This is a genomic window from Nocardia sp. NPDC060249, from assembly GCF_042728755.1.
GTDB lineage: Bacteria > Actinomycetota > Actinomycetes > Mycobacteriales > Mycobacteriaceae > Nocardia.
In genome coordinates this window covers 1,572,315-1,593,646 of record NZ_JBHXAQ010000001.1, presented here as the reverse complement: position 1 = coordinate 1,593,646, position 21,332 = coordinate 1,572,315, and the positions used below count along the sequence as shown (strand labels likewise).

Sequence of the window (21,332 nt, the reverse complement as noted above, 5' to 3'; positions counted from 1 at the left end):
CAGTACCCGCGATCGGTAGCTGCCGGTTCGGCAAAAGATGCCGCGGTGCAGAGATACGGCCTAGGTTGCTGGGTCGTGCTGCTCGAGCTCTTCGTCGCGCACGCGCTGCTCGATCTCGCGCCAGCGACCAGGCGTCGGATGGGGGTAGTCGGCGCGGTCGTCGTGTTCGGCGCCCGCCAACACGGTGGCCGCGTTGTCGATGTCGTCGATCAGCTGCTGCGCGAGGTCGCGTTCGGTCGCGTAGTGGCGCTGCGCCCATTGCAGCACGAGCTGCGAATAGGCCCAGCCCGGTTCGGATTTCGCGGCTTCGGCATCGATCGCGGCGCGTTGCGCGAGCTTGTCGACGTCGGCGATGTGGTCGTGCAGGATCTGCTTGAGCCGATCCGGGGACCCGAGATGGCCGAACATGACGCGCAGCAGCACGTGGTGTTTGAGCACCGACGGGTCGACCGGCGCCTTGTTCCACCACGTGGTCACCGCGGCCCGGCCCGCCGCGGTGATCTGGTACAGCCGCCTGGCGCGCATGGTGTTGTCGGGATCGAGCCGCGAACTCGCGAAGCCGTGCTGTTCGAGCTTCTTCAGCTCGGCGTAGATCTGGCTGTAGGACGGGGTCCAATAGACGTAGCGCAGACTCCAGTCCGCCCATTTCTTCAGGTCGTAGCCGGAGATCTCCTCCTCGTACGAGAGCATGGCGAGCACCGCCCAGCTGGTCGGCGGCAGGTTGGGCACGCCGGAGTCGGGGTCAGGGGTAGCCATGGCTGAATGCTAGCAACCGCTCTTCCCGCAATTCACCCGTCAGCAACCGCTGACCGGGAAGGCGTCTTGAGCCGCTGCCCGATCTTCCCGGATTCTGTGAAGCATCGAATTCCGTTCGGAAGGACCCCTATGAATGCGGACAACGTCGTCGTCGACGCAGGTATCCCGGCCCCCGCGGACCTGCGCAGAGTGCTCGGGCACTTCGCGACGGGCGTCGCGGTGATCGCCGCCCACGACGGGACGCGACCGCTCGGCTTCACCTGTCAGTCGGTGGTGTCGGTGTCGCTGGACCCGCCGTATGTGTCGTTCTGCCCGGCCAAGAGTTCCACCAGCTGGCCGCTGCTGCGCGCGGCGGGCGCGCTGTGCATCAACATCCTGGCGCAGGAGCAGAGCGCGTTGTGCCGCCAGTTCGCGGTGAGCGGGGCCGACAAGTTCGCCGGCGTCGAGTGGGACAGGGCGGGCAACGGCGCGCCCGCGCTGGCCGGAGCGTTGGCCCAGATCGAGGTCACCGTGGAGCTCGAGCACGATGCGGGCGACCACACCGTGGTGCTCGCCCGCGTCGGTGACCTCCGGGCCGCCGAGGGCGCCGAGCCGCTGCTGTTCTACAAGGGCGGGTTCGGCGGCTTCGCGGCCTGACACGACGACGGGGTGGTCCGGTGTGGACCACCCCGTCGTGCTCGTTCACGCCTCGATGACGTCGAAGCCCTTGTACCCGGCGGCCGCGACCTCGGCGATGATCTGGCCGTAGACACCGAAGCCGCCGACGAAGGGCATGAACACCCGTGGCCTGCCTTCGATGTTCGCACCCAGGTACCACGAGTTCGCCTGTGTCATCAGCGTTCCCGCGGCCCGGTTGACGCATTCGAGCACCCACTCCGACACCGCGTCCTGGCGAGCCTCCAGCGCCACCGCTCCCCTGGCGTCGAGGAAGCCGATCGCCTCGGCGACCCAGTCGACGTGCAGCTCCGAGTGCAGCACCATATTGGCCAGCACCGACGGACTGCCGGGGCCGGTGAGGTTGAACAGGTTCGGAAATCCTGTCATCCCCAGTCCCAGATAGGTTTTCGGGCCTTCCCGCCAGGCGTGGTTGAGCGTCTCGCCGGCCCGGCCGACGATGTTCATCCGCGACACCGACCCGGTCATCGCGTCGAAGCCGGTCGCGAGCACGAGGGTGTCGAGCGGGTAGTGCGCGTCGGTGGTGTGCACGCCCTCGGCATCGACCCGGGTGATCGGTGTCGCCTTCAGGTCGACGAGGTCGACATTGGCGCGGTTGAAGGTCTGGTAGTAGTTCGTGTCGGTGCAGATCCGCTTGGTGCCGATGGGATGGTCGTGCGGAACGAGCAGCTCGGCGACGCGCGGGTCCTCGATCACGGCCCGCACCTTCTCCTCCCAGAATTCGCGGGCGGTGTCGTTGGCGGCGAGGGTCGTCAGCTGGTCGGGGAAGGTCTTGCTGAACAGCACACCGCCCAGCGCCCAGCGCTTCTCGTAGGCCTCGCGCCGTTCCCGCTCGCTCACCGCGACCGCGGATTCCGGATGCGCCTGGTGCGGTGAACCGCCGCCGCTGGCCATCGACAGCCGCCTGCGCTCGGGATAGTTCGCCTTCTGCGCGATCCGATCCTGGTCGGTCAGCGGCGTATTCCCTGCGGGCACACTGTAATTGGCGGTGCGCTGGAACACGTGCAACCGTTCGGCCTGCTCGGCCACGCACGGGATCGTCTGGATACCGGAGGAGCCGGTGCCGATCACGCCGACCCGGCGGCCGGTGAGATCGACCCCGTCGTGCGGCCAGTGCGAGGTGTGCAGGATCTGCCCGGCGAAGGTGTCGAGTCCGGCGATGGCCGGAGTGTTGGCGTTGGACAGCGGGCCGGTGGCCAGCACGACGAACCGCGCCGAGACCGCCCGGCCGGTGTCGGTGCCGACCCGCCAGCGCAGGGTCTGCTCGTCGAGCACGATATCGGTGACGCGCGTGCCGAATTCGATGTCACGGCGCAGGTCGTAGCGGTCGGCGACATGCTCGAGGTAGGCCAGGATCTCGGGCTGGGTGGCGTACTTCTCGCTCCAGTTCCACTCCTGCTGCAACGCGTCGTCGAAGGAGTACGAGTAGTCGACGCTCTCGACATCGCAGCGCGCGCCCGGGTAGCGGTTCCAGTACCAGACGCCGCCCACGCCGTCGCCGGCTTCGAACACCCGCACGGTGAGGCCGCTACCGCGGAAGCGGTGCAGCGCGTAGAGGCCGGCGATGCCCGCGCCGACGACGACCACGTCGACGTCGGCCGGGCCTTTCGCTGGTGCCGATGGGGTCTCGGGGTTCACAGTGCCTACCTTTCGATGGAGACCGGTTTCTCTGCGGGCGACGCTAAGGACGCGCGCCGCGTTCGAGCAGGTCCCCTTCCCGCTGACCGGCACATTCGCGCATCGATGCTCTCCCGGTGATCGGGAGAGCCGCCCCACGACTACCGGCGCCGGGCCTACCGTCGAGCGCAATTCGAGGCGGTACCAGGAGGAAAACAGTGGTGGACTGGAACGACGAGGTCGATGTGCTGGTCGCGGGGTCGGGTGGCGGCCTCGCGGGCGCCTACACCGCCGCGCGCGAGGGACTCAGCGTCGCGGTGGTCGAGGCGACCGACAAGTTCGGCGGCACGACGGCGTATTCGGGCGGCGGCGGGGTGTGGTTCCCGTGCAACCCGGTGCTGGAGCGGGCCGGCACCGACGACACCATCGACGACGCGCTGACCTACTACCGGGCCGTGGTCGGTGACCGCACCCCCGACGAGCTGCAGCAGACCTACGTGCGGCGGGGTCGCGATCTCATCGAATACCTCGAAGCCGACGATCATTTCGCGTTCATGGTGCTGCCGTGGCCGGACTACTTCGGCAAGGCGCCCAAGGCCCGGCTCGACGGTCAGCGCCACATCATGCCGACCCCGCTGCCCGCCGCGGAGCTGGGCCCCCTGCGCGCGTCGCTGCGCGGAACGCTCGACACCGACCGGCTCGGCGCTCCCCCGCAGGACCTGCTGATCGGCGGTCAGGCACTGATCGGGCGGATGCTGCGCGCGATCTCGAGCTACCCGCACGCGCAATTGCACCTGGAGTCGCCGCTGGTGGAACTGGTGGTCGAGGACGGCGTGGTGACCGGCGCGATCGTCGAACGCGACGGCGCCAGGGTCGCGATCCGCGCGCGGCGGGGCGTGATCCTGGCGGCGGGTGGATTCGAGCAGAACGACGAACTGCGCAAGCACTACGGTGTGCCGGGCGAGGCACGAGACACCATGGGGCCCTGGGGAAATCAGGGCAATGCGCACACGGCGGGCATCGCGGCCGGCGCCGATACCGATCTGATGGATCAGGCGTGGTGGTCGCCCGGCCTGACCCATCCCGACGGGCGGTCCGCGTTCGCGCTGTGGTTCACCGGCGGCATCTTCGTCGATCAGGACGGCAACCGGTTCGTCAACGAGTCCGCCCCCTACGACCGGCTCGGGCGCGAGGTGATCCGTCAGATGAACGACCGCGGGCTCACCCTGCCGTTCTGGATGATCTACGACGACACAGAGGGCGAGGTGCCGCCGATCAAAGCCACCAACGTCACCATGGTCGAGACCGAGAAGTACGTCGAGGCCGGTCTGTGGCACACCGCCGACACCCTCGCCGAGCTCGCCGCGAAGATCGGTGTGCCCGCGGCGAACCTGGAGGCCACCGTCGAGCGGTTCAACGCGATGGTCGCCACCGGCGCCGACCCCGATTTCGGGCGCGGCGACGAGGCCTACGACCGTGCCTTCTCCAACGGCGAGCCGCCGCTGGTGACCATCGACAAGGGCCCGTACCACGCGGCGGCGTTCGGCATCTCCGATCTGGGCACCAAGGGCGGCCTGCGCACCGACAGCGCGGCGCGGGTACTCGGCCGCGACGGCGAGCCGATCCCGGGCCTCTACGCCGCGGGCAACACCATGGCCGCCGTGAGTGGCGAGGTCTACCCCGGCGGCGGCAATCCGATCGGCGCGTCCATGCTGTTCAGCCACCTCGCCGTACGCCACATCCTCGGAGAATGACCCACCCCCGTTCTCTCCCGCTGGTCGGGAACGAACGGGGCACCCGGGCCACCGGATGTGGTTCGGTTCACATATTCATCCCTTTCGACATTTCAGGAGCGACACGATGGCTTCAGCGGACGACATTCGCGCGACGGTGCGCAAATATGTGGAGGCCGTCGGCAGCGGTACGGCCGCCGACGTCGTCGCCCTCTACCGCGAGGACGCGACGGTGGAGGACCCGGTCGGCAGCGAACCGCACGTCGGCCACGCCGCGATCACGAAGTTCTACGAGAACATCGAGCCGCTGGAGCGCTCGACCGAACTGTTCTCCGTCCGCGTCGCGGGCAACAGCGCCGCGTTCAGCTTCCGGGTGGTCACCACGTTCGGCGAGCAGACCTTCACCCTCGATCCGATCGATGTCATGACCTTCGACGAGGACGCCCGCATCGTGAGCATGCGCGCGTTCTGGTCCCAGGACGACATGGTCGTCGGCTGAGCGAGGCGAAGATGACTGCGACCGAACAACACTGGGATCACGAGGTCGGCTTCCTCGTCGTCGGCAGCGGTGCGGGCGGGCTCACCGCCGCGCTCGCCGCCGCCGACCGCGACCTGGATACCCTGGTCATCGAGAAGGCCTCGGTCTACGGCGGCAGCACCGCCCTCTCGGGCGGCGGCATCTGGGTGCCCAACAACCCGACGCTGCTGCGCGAGGGCCTCGGCGATTCCCGCGCCGACGTGCGCGCCTATCTCGACGCCGTGGTCGGTGACCGGGTGCCGACGAAGAACCTCGACGCGTTCATCGACGAGGGCCCGCGCATGCTGGCCTTCCTCGAGACCAGCCCGCACCTGCGTTTCCAGTGGTGCACCGGCTATTCCGACTACCACCCCGAAGCGCCGGGCGGGCGGCCCGCCGGCCGGTCCATCGAGCCGCTGCCGGTCGATCTCAAACAGCTCGGCGCCGACGAGGATCTGCTGCGTCCGGCCGCGCTCGCGACACCGCCCGGCCTGTTCATCACCTCCAAGGACTTCGTCCAGCTCAACATGGTGACCCGCACCTGGAAGGCCCGCTGGACCGCGCTGCTGACCGGCCTGCGGGCGATCAAGGCGATCATCTTGGGCAGGCACATGGACACGCTCGGCCGGGCCCTGATCGCCCGGCTGCGCCTGGCCGTGCGCGATGCGGGAGTGCCGCTGTGGCTCGACACCCCGTTGCGCTCGCTGATCACCGACGACACCGGCGCGGTGCTCGGCGTCCTCGCCGAGCGCGACGGCCGCGAGATCCGGATCAGGGCGCGCGACGGGGTGCTGCTGGCCACCGGCGGGTTCGAGTTCAATCAGGCCATGCGCAAGGACTACCTGCCCGAGGGTGGGCGCGACAACTTCAGCGCGGCATCGGCGGACAACACCGGCGACGGCATCATCGCGGGCGAAACCGTCGGCGCGGCCGTCGATCTCATGGACGACGCGTGGTGGATGCCGTCGTTCCAGCGCCCGGAAGGTATCAACCAGGTGCTGGTGTCGGAGCGGTCGATCCCGCGTTCGATCATCGTCGACAGCACGGGCCGGCGCTTCACCAACGAAGCGTCACCGTACGTGACGTTCGTGCACGCCCAGCTGAAGGGCAGCCACGATCCGGCCTGGCTGGTCTTCGACGCGAAAGCCAAGAGCCGCTACCCCATCGGCGGCATCGTGCCCGGCCAGAAGTTCCCGTCCTCGTGGCTGACGACCGGCCTGATGCAGACCGCACCCGACATCGAGGGACTCGCCGCCGCGATCGGCGTGCCCGCCGAGACGTTGCGCGACACCGTCGGACGTTTCAACGGTTTCGCCCGCGAGGGGCACGACGCGGACTTCGGCCGGGGCGTCAGCGCCTACGACAACTACTACGGCGATCCGACCCTGGCCACCCCCGCACTCGATGTGCTGGACAAGGGCCCGTTCTACGCGCTGCGGGTGCGGATCGGTGACCTCGGCACCAAGGGCGGACTCGTCTACAACGCCGATGCCCAGGTGCTGCGACCCGACGGCTCGCCGATCCCCGGCCTCTACGCCACGGGCAACACCGCCGCCGCGGTGATGGGCAACGACTACGCCGGTGCGGGCGCGACGATCGGCCCGGCCATGGTGTTCGGGTACATCGGCGCGCGTCACGCCGCGGGCGAGCGGTAAGGCGGGCAGCCGTGCAACCCGTCGAATGCGCGACCTGTGGCAACAAGGTGCTGGCAGAGAAGTTCAGTCCGAGCCACACCAGCATCCAGTGGCTCGACGACGCCGAGTCCGCGTGCCCCGAGTTCGCTCGGCGCGCGGCTCTCGGTGAGCACAGCAGCTGGATCCCCACCTGCCCTGCCCTGCGCGATTCCGTCGAGAATGCCGTCCGCGCAGGCGTATTGGCGACCGATCAGCTCCGCCACGAACCGGTTCCCGGCCGGCTCGGCTGACATCCAAGACCAGGAGTGACAACCATGAACAGACTCGACAACCACCGGACGCTGGTCACCGGCGCCGCATCGGGCATCGGCCAGGCCACCGCGCTGCGACTGCTCGACGAGGGCGCCCGCGTAGTCGCCGCCGACGTATCGGCCGAGGGCCTCGCCGCGACCAGCGCGCAGGCCGCCGAGCGCGGCACCGCCGACCGGCTCACCACCCTCACCCTCGACATCGGCGACGAACAGTCGGTGATCGAGGGCGTCCGATCCTCGATCCAGACCCTCGGCGGCCTGGATTCGCTGGTGAACGCGGCAGGCATCCTGCGGGCCTCGCACACCGATCAGACCCCCCTCGACCTGTGGGACCTGATCATCCGGGTGAACCTCACCGGCACGTTCCTCGTGGTCCGCGAGGCACTGCCCACCCTGCTGGCCAACCCGCGCGCGACCGTGGTGAACTTCAGCTCCACCTCGGCCGCGTTCGCGCACCCGTACATGGCGGCGTACGCGGCGAGCAAGGGCGGCATCCAGTCCTTCACCCACGCCATCGCCCTCGAGTACGGCGGCAAGGGCCTGCGCGCGGTCTGCGTCGCGCCCGGCAGCATCAAGTCCGGAATCACCGAAGCCACCGGTGGATACGTGCCCGCTGACGCCAACTGGGCATTGTTCGGCAAGCTGTCTCCCGTCCTGCCGACCGACCTCGAATCGGGCGGCGCGGGCATGGGCGACCCGGCCGCGGTGGCCGGCGTGATCGCGATGCTCGTCTCCGAAGACGGCGCGTTCATCACCGGCACCGAGATCCGCATCGACGGCGGTACCCACGCGTGACCGACCTGAGCTACGAGGGCACGCTGCGCGAGATCACCACCGACGCGGGCGTCTTGCGCTACCACGAGGCCGGCGAGGGACCGCCGCTGCTGCTCCTGCACGGATCGGGGCCCGGTGTCACCGGGTGGCGCAACTTCCGCGGCAATCTCGCCGCCTTCGCGCAACGATTCCGTTGCCTCGTCCTGGAATTCCCCGGTTTCGGGGTGAGCGACGACTTCGGCGGACATCCGATGATCACCGCGCTGGATTCGGTGGTCCGGTTCGTCGACGCGCTCGGCCTCGACCGCGTCGACATCATCGGCAACTCGATGGGTGGCGGCGTAGCGCTCAACTACGCCATCGCCCATCCCGAGCGGGTCGGCAAGCTGGTGACGATCGGTGGCATCGGCCGCAATCTCTTCAGCCCCGGCCCCGGTGAGGGCATCAAGCTGCTCCAGGAGTTCACCGAGGAACCGACCCGCGAACGGTTGGTCCAGTGGCTGCATTCGATGGTCTACGACCCCGCGATGGTGACCGAGGAACTGATCGAGGAGCGCTGGACCCAGGCCACCGATCCGGCGACCCTCGACAGTGCCCGCCGGATGTACAGCAAGGCCGCGTTCGCGATGATGATCAAGGCGATGGAGGCCTCCGACGCGCCGCCGCCGTGGGCGATGCTGCACAAGGTGGCTGCCCCGACGCTGATCACCTGGGGACGCGACGACCGGGTGAGCCCCCTGGATATGGCGCTGATCCCGATGCGCACGATCCCCCGCGCCGAACTGCACGTGTTCCCGAACTGCGGGCACTGGGCGATGATCGAACGCAAGATCGAATTCGAGTCGGCCGTCCTGGCTTTCCTCACCCGCGAGGACACCGCACACTGAACCAGCACACTGCGCGGGCCGCCATCGGGCGGCCCGCGCATTTCTGGTTTTCACGGCTGACCCCACGCCGGCTGCTGGCAGGATGAACTGCTATGCGCTGCACCGTGCCCGCCATCGTGGTGATGATTCAGTGCCGCGCAGGCGACACAACTCGCCGACCGGCACCTTCGATACCTGGCCCGGCCCGGTGCTGTGGTCGACTACACGATCGTGACGCGCGACGGCCCCGGGGTCGCCGTCCTTGTCGGCGGCTGCCCGGCATCCGAGCGCGAAATCGCGCCGGAGTGGGAGCCGTTCGCGCGTCGGTACGAACGTTGCTAGTGCGCTAGCGCTGGGTGCTGCCCGCGTCGATCGGCAACGTCACCGCGGTGATGTAGCGGCCTTCGTCGGAGGCGAGGAACAGGGCGGCGTTGGCGATGTCGACCGGGTCGACCCACGGGATGGGCAGCATGTTCATCGTCACGGCCGCCTCCGCGAATTCCTCGCGGGTGGGGTTCTCCCGGTCGGGCCGGAACACCTTGCGCACCATGTCGTTCTGGATCATCGGGGTGTCGACATTGGTCGGATGCACCGAGTTCACCCGGACATGATGCGGGGCCAGCTCTTTGGCCAGCGACCGCATCAGCCCCACCACCCCGTGTTTGGCGGCGGTGTAGTGCGCGACGCCGACCAGGCCGCGTAGTCCGGCGATCGAGCTGGTCAGGACCATCGCACCGCCACCGCGCGCGATCAGATGCGGGGTGGCGGCCTTGCACGTCTGCCACACACCGGTCAGGTTGACATCGATCATCGTCTGCCACTGCTGTTCGGTCAGTTCCAGCGCGCCGCCGCTGGAACTGATTCCGGCGGTGGCGCAAACGATGTCGAGCCCGCCCAGCTGCTCGACCGCGGCGTCGACCGCGGCCCGCAGCGCCGCGCCGTCGCGAACGTCGACGGTCGCGGCGACGATCCGCGCGCCGGTCGCCTCGACCGCGCGCACGGTCTCGGCGAGGTCGTCGTGGGTCGCCCCCGGCGACACCACGGTCTCGACCGGCCCGCAGATGTCGACGGCGACGATGTCGGCGCCTTCCTCGGCCAGCCGGATCGCCTGTGCGCGGCCGATACCGCGCGCGGCGCCGGTGATCAGCGCGATCTTGCCCGAAACCCGTCCCATGTCACACCTTCTGAGTAAGTCCGGCATCCACCACGAGCTGGATTCCCGTCACGTAACGGGACTCGTCGGATGCGAGGAAGAGCACGGCATTGCTGATGTCGACCGGATCCACCCACGGCACCGGCAGAATCGTGCGCCGGGCCAGCGCTTCCGCCGCGTCCTGCTGCGTGGGGTTCGGCAGGTCGGGGCGCAGTTTGGCGTACACCGCGTCGTTGAGGATCATCGGCGTGGCGACCGAGCCGGGGTGCACCGTGTTCACCCGGATCCCGCGCGGGCCGAGCTCGTTGGCCAAGGTGCGCGCGAGCCCGACCACGGCGTGCTTGCTCGCCGAGTAGTGCGCGGCGGCGGCCGCGCCGACGATGCCGTTGGTGGAGCTCACGATCACCACCGAGCCGCCGTCGGACAGGGCGGGAACGGCCGCGCGCACGGTGTGCCACATGCCGGTGAGGTTGATGTCGATGGTGCGCTGCCAGGCCTGGTCCGACAGTTCCCAGGACAGGCCGAGATCGGTGTAGATGCCGGCGTTGGCCACGATCACGTCGAGGCGGCCCAGCGCGGCGACACCGTCGGCGACCGCCACGTCCAGGGATGCCTGATCGCGCACGTCGGCGACGCCGGTGACGCACAGGCGACCCATCGCCTCCACTTCCCGTGCCGTCTCGGCCAATTCGGCCGCGGCGGCCTCGATGTCGAGTGCGATGATGTCGGCGCCTTCCTCGGCCAGCCGACGGCAATGGGCGCGGCCCATTCCCCCGGCCGCGCCGGTCACCAGCGCGACGGTGTGCTGCATGCGGTTCATCGGGTGCCCCCGGAGAATCTGGTGTCCACGAGCCCGACGCTAGGGTCGCCGTCCACCGCGTCCGCCCTGGTCTTCCCGGTCAGCGGGCAGTGCGCCGCGATGTCCCGGCCACCGGGAACCACGGGCTCCGCAGCGCCGGCGAGCCTGCGACGGTTGCTCCGCAAGTCCGGTTCCGAGATCGAGGAGAACACCAGTGACGAGGGCGACTGTCGACGTCGGGCGTAGCTCGCGGGTGGTGACGCTGCGCGTATCGGCGGTGATCGAGGAGACCGCGGACGCGCGAACGCTGGTGTTCGAGGTGCCCGACGCGATCGCCGACCGCTTCGCGTTCCGGCCGGGCCAGTTCCTCACGCTGCGGATACCCAGCGAGCGGCCCGAACCGGTGGCGCGCTGCTATTCGCTGGCGAGTTCGCCGTTCACGGGCGACGCGCCGCAGGTCACGGTCAAGCGTACGCCCGGCGGCTACGGCTCGAACTGGTTGTGCGACAACATCTCTGTCGGCGACACCCTCGACGTGCTGCCGCCGCAGGGCGCCTTCACCCCGGCCTCGCTCGACACCGATCTGCTGTTGTGGGCGGCGGGCAGCGGCATCACGCCGGTGATGTCGATCCTGCGTTCGGCCCTGGCCCGCGGCACGGGCCGGGTGGTGCTGTTCTACGCCAATCGCGAGCAGGAATCGGTGATCTTCGCCGGCGCTCTGCGCGATCTCGTGGCGCGGTACCCGGGCCGGATCACCGTGGCGCACTGGCTCGAATCGCTGCAGGGCCTGCCCACCGCGGCCCAACTGGCCGAATTCGCCGCGCCGTATCCATCCTTCGAATCGTTCGTGTGCGGGCCCGGCCCGTTCATGTCGGCGGTGACCGAGGCGCTCTCGGGCGCCGGATGGCCGCGCGAACGCATCACCACCGAGGTGTTCGTCTCGCTGTCCGGTGATCCGTTCGCCGAACCCGAGCCGCTCGACCCCGTCGACGACGCGGACGCCGCGCGCGTGGAGGTGGAGCTCGACGGGACGGTGCACGCGCTGAGCTGGCCGCGCTCGCGCACCCTGGTCGACGTCATGCTCGCCGACGGGCTCGATGTCCCCTATTCCTGCCGCGAGGGCGAGTGCGGCTCGTGTGCGTGCACCGTCGTCGACGGCGAGGTCACGATGACCAACTCGGCGATCCTCGATCAGGACGACATCGACGCCGGCTACACCCTGGCCTGCCAGGCCCGCCCGCGCACCGACCGGGTCCGTATCCGCTTCTGAGCGAGAGGTGTTCTGTGGCAACCGATACCGCGCGGTCCGACGTCGGATTCGGCTCGGACCGTGGGCCGGTGCTCGCCTCGCTGATGCTCGTCACCGGACTCGTCGCCCTCGATTCGACGATTTTGGCGACCGCGGTGCTGTCGATCACCGACAGCCTCGGCGATTTCACACTGTTCCCGTGGCTGTTCACGAGCTATCTGCTCGCCCAAGCCGTCACCGTGCCGATCTACGGCGCGCTCGCCGACACGTTCGGGCGCAAGCCGGTGATGGTGTTCGGCATCGCGGTGTTCGCGCTGGGCTCGCTGCTGTGCGGGCTGGCGAGCAGCATGCTCGCCCTGATCGTGTTCCGTGCCGTCCAAGGCATCGGCGCCGGCGCCATCCAGCCGACGACCATGGTCATCGCGGGTGATCTGTACACGTTGGCCGAACGTGCCACGGTCCAGGGCTATCTGGCCGGGGTGTGGGCGGTGGCGTCGGTGACGGGCCCGCTGCTCGGCGGCCTCTGCGCCGACTATCTCGGCTGGCGGTGGATCTTCCTGGTCAACCTGCCGCTGGCCGCGCTCGCCGCCTGGATGCTGATCCGCAACTTCCACGAGGCCGTCCCGCGGCGCCGGCGCAGCATCGACTACGCCGGGGCGGCGCTGCTGACGCTCGGTGCGGGAGCACTGGTGCTCGGACTGCTCGAGGGCGGTCACGGGTGGGCGTGGGGATCGCCGGTCGGTATCGCGGTCTTCGGGTGCGCGGGACTGTCGCTCACACTGTTCGTTGCCGTCGAAGCGCGTGCCACGCAACCGATTCTGCCGCTGTGGGTGTTCACCCGGCGGGTGGTGATCGCGAGCAGTGTCGCTGCCATGCTGGGCGGGGCGCTGCTGTTCGGGTTCACGACGTATGTGCCGATGTTCAATCAGGGCGTGCTCGGGTCGAGCGCCCTGGTCGCGGGGCTCGTCACCGGCGCGCTGACCCTCGGCTGGCCGTTGGCCGCGGCCAGAGCGGGAACGGTGTATCTGCGCTTCGGGTTTCGCACGTGCGCGGTGCTCGGCAGTACCGTCGCGGCGCTCGGCGCGGCGACCACCCTGCTGCTCGACGAGAATGCGGCCCTGTGGCAGGTCGCCGCGTCGTGTTTCGTGGTCGGCGCGGGCATGGGTTTGGTGGCCACACCCACGCTCATCGCGGCGCAGACGAGTGCGCGGTGGGCCGAGCGCGGGGTCGTCACCTCCGCCACCATGTTCGCGCGGTCGCTGGGCAGCGCGGTGGGCGTCGCGGTCTTCGGTGCGATCGTCAACGCACGCCTTTCCGGCGTCGGTGCGCCGACTCCGCAATCACTGTCCGCCGCGATACATCTCGTGTTCGTGTCGATCGCGGTCATGACCGTTGTCCTGGTGGCCGCGTGCGCGGTGATCCCTCGCCGGGCCCTGGAATTTCCTGTCCATCCAGCGGGAGAGCCCGGCCCGGCAGGCCGCCTCGACCACGAGCATGGGGTGGCATCACCAGACGAGAAGAGGGAGCCAGGATGCTGACAACCGGCATGCGCACCGAGCTCGCCGCCGAACTGGCGCGGGCGGAGCTGGATCGGGTGGCCGTGTCCCCCATCGTCGACCGGTATCCGGGCATCGATGTGGTGGACGCGTACGAGGTCCAGCTGCTCAATATCCGGCGCAGGCTGGACGACGGCGGGAAGGTCGTCGGGCACAAGGTGGGGCTGTCGTCGAAGGCGATGCAGCAGATGATGGGGGTCGACGAGCCCGACTACGGTCATCTGCTCGCCGACATGGAGGTCTTCGAAGACGTCCCCGTCCAGGCCTCGCGGTTTCTGCTTCCCCGGGTGGAGGTCGAGGTCGGGTTCATCCTCGGCGCCGATCTGCCCGGCGAGGACTGCACCGAAGCCGACGTCCTCGCCGCGACGGTCGCGTACGCGCCGTCGATCGAGTTGATCGACTCGAGGATCACCGACTGGAAGATCGGCCTGGCCGACACCATCTCCGACAATGCCTCCTCGGCCGGGTTCGTCCTCGGCCGCGAACGCGTCGCCCCGGGCGATATCGACATCACCGCGATCGACGCCGTCCTCACCCGCAACGGTGAGGTCGTCGCTGAAGGCCGCAGCGACGCGGTCCTCGGCGATCCGTCGATCGCGGTCGCCTGGCTGGCCCGCAAGGTCGCCACCTTCGGGGTCCGGCTGAAAGCGGGCGACATCGTGCTGCCCGGTTCCTGTACCCGCGCCATCGACGCCCGACCGGGCGATGATTTCCGCGCCGACTTCGCCGGACTCGGCTCCGTCCGCTTGTCGTTCACCTGAGCCGATCCCATCCGCAGCCCGTCCGGGCCGCCATTCCTCGAAGGAGGCCGACCGTGTCCCACGGTTCCGTCACCGCCGCGATCATCGGATCCGGCAACATCAGCACCGACCTGCTCTACAAACTGCTGCGCTCGGAGTCCATCGAGCCGCGCTGGATGATCGGCATCGACCCCGAGAGCGAAGGGCTCAAACGCGCGCGCGGACTCGGCCTGGAAACCTCCGCCGAAGGTGTGGACTGGCTACTCGCCCAGGACGAGAAGCCCGACATGGTGTTCGAGGCGACTTCGGCCTACGTCCACCGCGCGGCCGCACCCCGCTATGCCGAACTCGGCATCCGCGCCGTCGACCTCACCCCCGCCGCGGTGGGTCCGGCCGTGGTACCGCCGGTGAACCTGGCCTCGCTGCTGCAAGCGCCGAACGTCAACATGATCACCTGCGGCGGGCAGGCCACCATCCCGATCGTCGCCGCGGTTTCGCGCGTCGTGCCTGTCCCCTATGCCGAGATCGTTGCGTCGGTCTCGTCCAATTCGGCAGGTCCTGGCACCCGCGCCAACATCGACGAGTTCACCAAGACCACCAGCCGTGGCGTGGAAACCATCGGCGGCGCCCAGCGCGGCAAGGCGATCATCATCCTGAACCCCGCCGAACCACCGATGATCATGCGCGACACCATCTTCTGCGCCATCCCCGACGACGCCGACCACGACGCGATCACCGCCTCCATCCACCAGATGGTCGCCGACATCCAGCAATACGTGCCCGGCTACCGCCTGCTCAACGAACCCCAGTTCGACGAACCGTCGGTCGTTTCCGGTGGGCTGGCGAAGGTCTCGGTGTTCGTCGAAGTCGAAGGCGCGGGCGATTTCCTGCCCCCGTACGCGGGCAACCTCGACATCATGACCGCCGCGGCAACCCGTGTCGGTGAGGTCATGGCCGATCAGATCCTGTCGACGCGGGTGTGATCATGACCGATTCGTCAGCCCTGGACACCATCACCCCCGAGGCCCTGCGTCCGCCGCAGCCGAGCCGGGCGTAAGGAGACTCGACCATGCCATTCTCTGCCGAACTCGACATCCGGATCACCGACACCTCCCTGCGTGACGGCTCCCACCACAAACGCCACCAATTCACCACCACCGAAGTCCGCGACATCGTCGCCGCTCTCGACAACGCAGGCGTCCCCGTCATCGAAGTCACCCACGGCGACGGCCTCGGCGGATCCTCCTTCAACTACGGATTCTCCAAAACCCCCGAACAACAACTCATCACGATCGCCGCCGAGACAGCCAAGAACGCCGAGATCGCCTTCCTCATGCTGCCCGGCGTCGGCGTCAAAGAAGACATCAAGATCTCCCAGGACAACGGCGCCACCATCTGCCGCATCGCCACCCACTGCACCGAAGCCGACGTCTCCATCCAGCACTTCGGCTACGCCCGCGACCTGGGCCTGGAAACCGTCGGCTTCCTCATGATGTCGCACACCCAACCCCCCGAAGTCCTCGCCGAACAAGCCCGGATCATGGCCGACGCCGGCTGCCAGTGCGTCTACATCGTCGACTCCGCCGGTGCCCTTGTCCTGGAACAGGTCTCCGACCGCGTCGCCGCTGTCGTCGCCGAACTCGGCACCGACGCCCGAGTCGGCTTCCACGGCCACGAAAACCTCGGCCTCGCCGTCGCCAACTCCGTCTACGCGGTCCGCGCGGGTGCCACCCAGATCGACGGCTCCACCCGCCGTTTCGGCGCGGGCGCGGGTAACACCCCCGTCGAGGCATTCGTCGGTGTCGCCGACAAACTCGGCATCAGCACCGGCGTGGACTTCTTCGCCATCGCCGACGCCGCCGAAGACATCGTCCGCCCCACCATGCCCCAAGAATGCCTGCTCGACCGCCAATCACTGATGATGGGCTACGCGGGCGTCTACTCCAGCTTCCTCAAACACGCCGAACGCCAAGCCGAACGCTACGGCGTCTCCGCCGCCGCAATGCTCGTCCGCGCGGGCAAACGCAAACTCGTCGGCGGCCAGGAAGACCAACTCATCGACATCGCTCTCGAACTCCGACGCGAAGCCTCCGTCACCGCCTGAGGCACCCGATTCGGTCACCATCGCCCCCGTGGACGCACGTGGGGCGATGGTGACTTTCCACGAAGAACACGGCGCGGATATGGTCTCGCTGGCGAAATCCACTGTCCGAATGGACATTTCGAGTGGGTCGGCTATCGTCTGTCGCACGCCGTTCGGGACCGGTCGACGTGCGACCACCGCACGCCGGGTCCCGATGAAGTGGGGGATCATGGCCCAGCGGAGTCATCGCAGGCAGACCGGTCAGCTGATCACGCCTGACGGCGCGCCGTGCGACGGCGTGGATTACGTGCACGTCAGCGGTTCCGTCTGCCTGCCCGTCCCCCCGGATGCGCTGTGGGACCTGCTGTCCGAACCGGAGAATATCGCCGCGTGGATGTCCGAACTCCACGCCTGGACCGCCACGGCGCCGGAACGAGTCGGTGCCGATCTCGAACTCGCCGCACAGGTCCAGATGTTCGACATGCTCCACGACGTGCGTCTGGTCGTCACCGAATACCGCCCGAACCACAGCTGGACGATGACGTGCGGTGCGGTAACCGGTATCGCGGTCACCTTCGCGGTCGAACTCGAGCACCTGCGCGACCTCTCGTGCGCCACTCTCCGCACCGGCCTGCACGGCCAGGTGCTACGAGACGCCGACGCTGCCGTACTCGGTCACGCCCTTCAGCGCGGGTTGGACGCGAGCCTTCGGCAACTCGCCGACATCGCAGACCCCGACGGAATCACTGCCCGGCCCCCGGTAGCCGTCGTCAACCACCTGGGCTGAGACGGCCGGGTTCAGGCGACGCGCGCGTGTTCCTCGACCGCCGCGGGCTCCTGCGCGGGCTGCGCCGGCCGGCGTCCGGTGACGAGGAACAGGACAACCAGCCCGACCGCCAGCCACACATAGGTGTCGCCGATGATGTGCTGATCCCATGTCCATGAGGTCTCGCGGTGTTCGCCGTCGGGCAGGAAACTGTGCGGTGCGATCACGAAGACCGCGGCGACGGCGACGGTCGTGGCGTACCAGCCGCGAGCGCTGCGCACCGGCAGGGTGCGGGCGTGGCAGACCATCGCCAGCAACGCGGGCGCGATCCAGACCCAGTGGTGCGACCACGAGATCGGCGACAGCAGCAGCGTGAAGACCGCGTTGAGTGACAGGGCGATCGCGGGGGCGTCGGCGGCCTTGCGCATCGCGGCGACGACCAGGACCAGCAGCAGGGCGCCCAGCACGAGCCACAGCGCGTCGAACGGGAGACCGGTGATGTGCAGGCGGGCCATGACGGCCTGGATCGACTGATTGGTGTGGAAGGCCGAGCCGCTCAGGCCCGAGACGTTGCCGAGGCCACCGAACCAGTAGCGGGTGGATTCGGTGGGCAGGAACGCGAAGGACGCGATGGTGGCGATCGCGCCGGTGCCCGCGGCGGTCGCGGCGGCCTTGTAGTCCTTGCGGACCAGGAAGAAGAGAACGAACGCGGCGGGCGTGAGTTTGATGGCGGCGGCCAGGCCGATCAGCATGCCGCGTGGGTAGCGGGTCTTCGGGAGCAGGCAGTCGGTGGCGACCAGCACCATCAGCAACAGATTGACCTGGCCGAAGTCGATGGTCGAGCGAACCGGTTCCAGCAGCATCGCCAGTGGGACCGCGCAGGCGGTGACGAGCAGGGCCGCCTGCTTGCGGTCCGGGTGGTAGCGGCGGGCCACCAGGTACAGCGTCCAGGCGACGGCGGCGATCGACACCACGACGTAGAGGATCTTCGCCGTGCCCCACGGCAGCAGCGCGAACGGCGCGAGCGCGATGGCCGCGAACGGCGGGTAGATGAAGGGCAGACCGATGCCGATCGTGGTCTTGGGCAGCTGGCCGTACATGTCGGCGCCGTCGCGCATCGCCTCGATGCCGAGACGGTAGACCTGGAGATCGATGAACCCGTCGGAATAGCGTTCGAAGGGCCAGATCGGCGTCCTGACACAGACCACCGACACAATGGTGAGCAATACCGGCACCAGCCACCATGCTCGATTGATCGGGCGTGGGGAACGCTCTTGCTCGGGGTGGGTGGTGTCACTACTCATCCGCGGCGACTATACCGACTCGCACGCGCTACGGGGGCACCGCCCATCGCCCGGGGTGACGCGCACAATAGCCAGGCGGATGCCCGCCCACGGACCTAACGCGCTGAATACGGGGCTGGTCAGTCCCCGCGGTTGTAGCGGGTCAGGTAACCGGCCATGGCCGCGACATCCTCGTCCGTCCAGTCGGCGAAACGTGCTTGGAAGGCTTCCCGGCGACGGCGTTCGGCCTCCCGGGCGACGGTTCGGCCCTCGGGGGTGGCGTGCAGGACGTGATTGCGCCGATTGCCGGGGTCGACCGCGCGTTCGAGGTAGCCGAGCCGCTCGAGCGCGCCGACCTGCCTGCTGACGGTCGATTTGTCGAGCAGGAACTGTTCGGCCAGGTCGGTGGCCAGGCAACCGTCGCGTTCGAGGATCAGGTCGAGAATGCTGTAGGCGACCAGGCTCAGCTCGGGGTGCAGTTCGGCGGCGCGACCGCGGGCACGGCGGGCGAAGGCGGTGAGTTCCCGCTGGATGGTGTCGACGGCCTGGGTTCTTGTGCTCCGCGCGTTCATAGTTGTATCATACAACCATACTTAGTTGCATTTACCAACTGTTTGGAGATCTTCCCCGATGACTCGCACCCAGTTCCGGCACATCGCCGGCCATCTGCTGACGCCGCTGCTGATGTGCCTGGGCATGGCTTTCGCCTACCTCGGCGCGTTCCATCAGCCCGAGCCGAACAATCTCGCGCTCGCGGTGGTCGGCGACACCCCGCAGACGATGGTGCTGGCACAGACGATGAAGGACAAAGGCGGTGCCGGGCTCGACATGGTCACCGTGCCCGATCGCGACGCGGCCGTCACCGCGCTGCGCAACCGCGAGCTCGTCGGCGCCTACGTGCCCGGCGCCGACCCGGAACTGCTGGTCGCCACGGCGAGCTCCGATACCAGCGCGATGGCCGCGGAGGTGGCGTTCCGGTCGGTCTCGGATCATCAGGGCGTGCCGCTGGTGGTCACCGATGTGACGACCAAGGCGGGCGGTGACCCGACGGGACAGGGCATCTTCTTCCTGCTGGTCGCGTTGAGCGTGGGCGCGTACGGCAGCGTCGCGGTGATCGGCGCCGCGGGCGCGCTGTTGCGAATGCGGGTGCGCGCCACCATCGGTGTGGTGACCGCGCTGATCGTCAGCCTCATCGGCGTAGTGGTGGCGGGTCCGGTGTTCGGCGTGATCGACAGCGACCTCGCGAGCGTGTTCGGCATCGCCTGGGTCTACACCTCGGGCATCATCCTGATCGGCCTCGGCCTGCACACATTCTTGAAGCGCTGGACCACCCTCGCCTTGATCACCCTGTTCGTGATGCTGAACTTCACCACCTCCGGTGGCGTCTACGGCCCCGAGCTGCAGAACGGGTTCTTCGGTGCGCTGCACTCGTTCTGGAACGGCGCCGACTTCGTCGAAGGGCTGCGCAGTCTGCTCTATTTCGACGGTGGTGCCGGGTTCGGTTCCCGCCTGCTCGGGTTGTTCGCCTGGTTGGCCGTGGGCGTGGTGCTGGTCGTGGTGGCCGGTCGGTACGAGGCACGCCACGCACCCCAGCCGGTCGCTCCCGCCGCGGTCGAGGAGGAGATCGGCGAATCGGTCGCCGTCTGAGCGTGGGACGCCACGCCCGATCAGCCGGGATACGCCCCAGCGAATCCCGTTGCCCGACATCCGGACACCCAGGTCCGGACCAGGTCAACGGGTCGCCGGGGCGCTGTCTTTTTCCGCGCCGACGTTGTCGTGAATCGGCCACGGCTACACGTAGAGGCGAGTACGGTGTAGCGCGCAACCGCGGACCGTCTGGCGCCGCGAGGGGGTGTGACAGCGAGAGGGTGGGTGCCACCGATGAATGACCCCGGCGCGCAACGCCCTGGCGACCCTGTTCCCCTCGATCAGCGCTATCACGGCCCCGATCCGATCGAATGGTGTGGCGCGGCGGTGTATCCGATGTACACCGAGGCGCTGCCCGCCGGAACGACCGCGGTACACCTGCGTGCCCTCTCGGCGATGGCGCCCGAGGACGTGACCGGCCTCGGTCTCGGTCTCTCCGTCCACGACGGGCACGTGAATCTGAACGGGAAATCGCTGGCGGGCGTCGACATCTGGTACGAAGCCCTCGCCGACGGTATCGACATCTCGGTCACCGCGGACGCACCCGACGCGCTGTTCACCCTCACGCCCGTCTGGGTGGCCGAATCGGGCACCCACCAGTCCTGGACCGGCAATTACGGCATGGTCGTCGATCTACTTCCCGACGGCGCGTCGACACTGTGGTGCAGCACCGGCCCCGGTACCCCCGATTTCAACGAACTGGTCGTCGAACTCAGTACCGGCCCGGCCCAACCGGCCCGCCCCGAACTACCCCTCGAGGTGACCGACCCGGCTACGACACCGCTCCCCCCGGCTCCTTCGACTCCCCCCGTCGAACCGAGTCCCCCAATCACTTCCACCGAACCGGCGTCCTCGGATCCCCCGCCGGCGATCTCGATCGCCGAGGCCGACCCGCCCACACGAGCCGATCAGGGCGTCGGCGGCGCCCTCCACGACCTGGGAACCGCCATGCACGAACGCGGCGACCACGACTCGGCCCGCGCGCTGTGGACCCAAGCCGCACAGGCAGGCCACAGCGGCGCCGCCTATGACCTGGGCACTCTCCTCCTGCAACAGGGCGACCGCGCCGCCGCCGCACACTGGTGGACGGCAGCCGCCCACGACGACCCACGTGCGGCCGCCTCTCTCACCGCCCTGCCCGAACTGCCCTAGGACGAGAAAGCCGCCGTCCGC

General features: G+C 68.7%; 21 protein-coding genes. 15 read left to right on the top strand and 6 right to left on the bottom strand.

Annotated elements, in window-relative coordinates; genetic code table 11:
• Positions 1 to 60: 60 nt before the first annotated feature.
• Positions 61 to 756: a PadR family transcriptional regulator gene (locus ACFWFP_RS07210; RefSeq protein WP_379293632.1), complete on the bottom strand. Its 696-nt coding sequence runs from the start codon at positions 754 to 756 to the stop codon at positions 61 to 63.
• 129 nt (positions 757 to 885) lie between these two features.
• Between ACFWFP_RS07210 and ACFWFP_RS07205 the strand changes: the two genes are divergently transcribed.
• Positions 886 to 1,392 carry a flavin reductase family protein gene (locus ACFWFP_RS07205; RefSeq protein WP_379293631.1) on the top strand — a complete coding sequence of 169 codons (507 nt, stop codon included), beginning with the start codon at positions 886 to 888 and terminating at the stop codon, positions 1,390 to 1,392.
• A gap of 45 nt (positions 1,393 to 1,437) precedes the next feature.
• Here ACFWFP_RS07205 and ACFWFP_RS07200 read toward each other — a convergent pair whose 3' ends face one another.
• The gene (locus tag ACFWFP_RS07200) at positions 1,438 to 3,069 is read right to left on the bottom strand and encodes a flavin-containing monooxygenase (RefSeq protein ID WP_379293630.1); all 1,632 of its coding nucleotides are present in this window, start codon (positions 3,067 to 3,069) and stop codon (positions 1,438 to 1,440) included.
• Positions 3,070 to 3,266: 197 nt separating this feature from the next.
• On the opposite strand from ACFWFP_RS07200, the gene ACFWFP_RS07195 reads away from it, so the two are divergent.
• The 6 genes from ACFWFP_RS07195 (at position 3,267) to ACFWFP_RS07170 (ending at position 8,904) form a co-directional block, all read left to right on the top strand.
• Positions 3,267 to 4,802 (top strand): FAD-binding protein, encoded by a 1,536-nt coding sequence (locus ACFWFP_RS07195; protein WP_379293629.1) that lies wholly within the window; start codon positions 3,267 to 3,269, stop codon positions 4,800 to 4,802.
• 106 nt (positions 4,803 to 4,908) lie between these two features.
• Positions 4,909 to 5,280 carry a nuclear transport factor 2 family protein gene (locus ACFWFP_RS07190; protein WP_379293627.1) on the top strand — a complete coding sequence of 124 codons (372 nt, stop codon included), beginning with the start codon at positions 4,909 to 4,911 and terminating at the stop codon, positions 5,278 to 5,280.
• 11 nt (positions 5,281 to 5,291) lie between these two features.
• On the top strand, positions 5,292 to 6,953 hold the full coding sequence (locus ACFWFP_RS07185) for an FAD-dependent oxidoreductase (RefSeq protein WP_379293626.1): 1,662 nt from the start codon (positions 5,292 to 5,294) through the stop codon (positions 6,951 to 6,953).
• An 11-nt stretch (positions 6,954 to 6,964) separates the two neighbouring features.
• Positions 6,965 to 7,222: a hypothetical protein gene (locus tag ACFWFP_RS07180; protein ID WP_378951581.1), complete on the top strand. Its 258-nt coding sequence runs from the start codon at positions 6,965 to 6,967 to the stop codon at positions 7,220 to 7,222.
• A 24-nt stretch (positions 7,223 to 7,246) separates the two neighbouring features.
• Complete coding sequence (locus ACFWFP_RS07175; RefSeq protein ID WP_379293625.1) at positions 7,247 to 8,038, top strand: SDR family NAD(P)-dependent oxidoreductase; 792 nt, start codon at positions 7,247 to 7,249, stop codon at positions 8,036 to 8,038.
• Positions 8,035 to 8,904, top strand: coding sequence for an alpha/beta fold hydrolase (locus ACFWFP_RS07170; protein ID WP_379293624.1), 870 nt, complete (start codon positions 8,035 to 8,037; stop codon positions 8,902 to 8,904). Before ACFWFP_RS07175 ends, ACFWFP_RS07170 begins: the two co-directional genes overlap by 4 nt.
• Before the next feature lie 325 nt (positions 8,905 to 9,229).
• Here ACFWFP_RS07170 and ACFWFP_RS07165 read toward each other — a convergent pair whose 3' ends face one another.
• Complete coding sequence (locus ACFWFP_RS07165) at positions 9,230 to 10,057, bottom strand: mycofactocin-coupled SDR family oxidoreductase (RefSeq protein WP_379293623.1); 828 nt, start codon at positions 10,055 to 10,057, stop codon at positions 9,230 to 9,232.
• 1 nt (position 10,058) lies between these two features.
• Positions 10,059 to 10,856, bottom strand: a complete 798-nt coding sequence (locus ACFWFP_RS07160; RefSeq protein ID WP_379293622.1) for a mycofactocin-coupled SDR family oxidoreductase — start codon at positions 10,854 to 10,856, stop codon at positions 10,059 to 10,061.
• Positions 10,857 to 11,049: 193 nt separating this feature from the next.
• Between ACFWFP_RS07160 and ACFWFP_RS07155 the strand changes: the two genes are divergently transcribed.
• The 6 genes from ACFWFP_RS07155 to ACFWFP_RS07130 all read left to right on the top strand — a co-directional run bounded on the left by ACFWFP_RS07155 (position 11,050) and on the right by ACFWFP_RS07130 (position 17,250).
• Positions 11,050 to 12,105, top strand: a complete 1,056-nt coding sequence (locus ACFWFP_RS07155) for a 2Fe-2S iron-sulfur cluster-binding protein (protein ID WP_379293621.1) — start codon at positions 11,050 to 11,052, stop codon at positions 12,103 to 12,105.
• Between the two features lie 14 nt (positions 12,106 to 12,119).
• Positions 12,120 to 13,622, top strand: coding sequence for an MDR family MFS transporter (locus ACFWFP_RS07150; RefSeq protein ID WP_379293620.1), 1,503 nt, complete (start codon positions 12,120 to 12,122; stop codon positions 13,620 to 13,622).
• Positions 13,616 to 14,401, top strand: coding sequence for a 2-keto-4-pentenoate hydratase (locus ACFWFP_RS07145; protein WP_379293619.1), 786 nt, complete (start codon positions 13,616 to 13,618; stop codon positions 14,399 to 14,401). The genes ACFWFP_RS07150 and ACFWFP_RS07145 overlap by 7 nt, the downstream gene beginning before the upstream one ends.
• Before the next feature lie 53 nt (positions 14,402 to 14,454).
• Positions 14,455 to 15,363, top strand: a complete 909-nt coding sequence (locus ACFWFP_RS07140) for an acetaldehyde dehydrogenase (acetylating) (protein ID WP_379293618.1) — start codon at positions 14,455 to 14,457, stop codon at positions 15,361 to 15,363.
• A gap of 86 nt (positions 15,364 to 15,449) precedes the next feature.
• Positions 15,450 to 16,484: a 4-hydroxy-2-oxovalerate aldolase gene (gene dmpG, locus ACFWFP_RS07135; protein ID WP_379293616.1), complete on the top strand. Its 1,035-nt coding sequence runs from the start codon at positions 15,450 to 15,452 to the stop codon at positions 16,482 to 16,484.
• Between the two features lie 28 nt (positions 16,485 to 16,512).
• Positions 16,513 to 17,250, top strand: coding sequence for an SRPBCC family protein (locus ACFWFP_RS07130; RefSeq protein ID WP_379293615.1), 738 nt, complete (start codon positions 16,513 to 16,515; stop codon positions 17,248 to 17,250).
• 11 nt (positions 17,251 to 17,261) lie between these two features.
• Here ACFWFP_RS07130 and ACFWFP_RS07125 read toward each other — a convergent pair whose 3' ends face one another.
• Together ACFWFP_RS07125 and ACFWFP_RS07120 are read right to left on the bottom strand one after the other, a co-directional pair.
• Entirely contained in the window at positions 17,262 to 18,533 is a 1,272-nt protein-coding gene (locus ACFWFP_RS07125) for a glycosyltransferase family 87 protein (protein WP_379293614.1), read from the bottom strand.
• Between the two features lie 119 nt (positions 18,534 to 18,652).
• Positions 18,653 to 19,084: a MarR family winged helix-turn-helix transcriptional regulator gene (locus ACFWFP_RS07120; protein ID WP_379293613.1), complete on the bottom strand. Its 432-nt coding sequence runs from the start codon at positions 19,082 to 19,084 to the stop codon at positions 18,653 to 18,655.
• Between the two features lie 58 nt (positions 19,085 to 19,142).
• Between ACFWFP_RS07120 and ACFWFP_RS07115 the strand changes: the two genes are divergently transcribed.
• Entirely contained in the window at positions 19,143 to 20,159 is a 1,017-nt protein-coding gene (locus ACFWFP_RS07115) for a hypothetical protein (protein ID WP_379293612.1), read from the top strand.
• A 234-nt stretch (positions 20,160 to 20,393) separates the two neighbouring features.
• A complete protein-coding gene (locus ACFWFP_RS07110) occupies positions 20,394 to 21,311 on the top strand; it encodes a hypothetical protein (RefSeq protein ID WP_379293611.1) in 918 nt (305 codons plus the stop codon).
• The last annotated feature ends 21 nt before the right edge of the window (positions 21,312 to 21,332 follow it).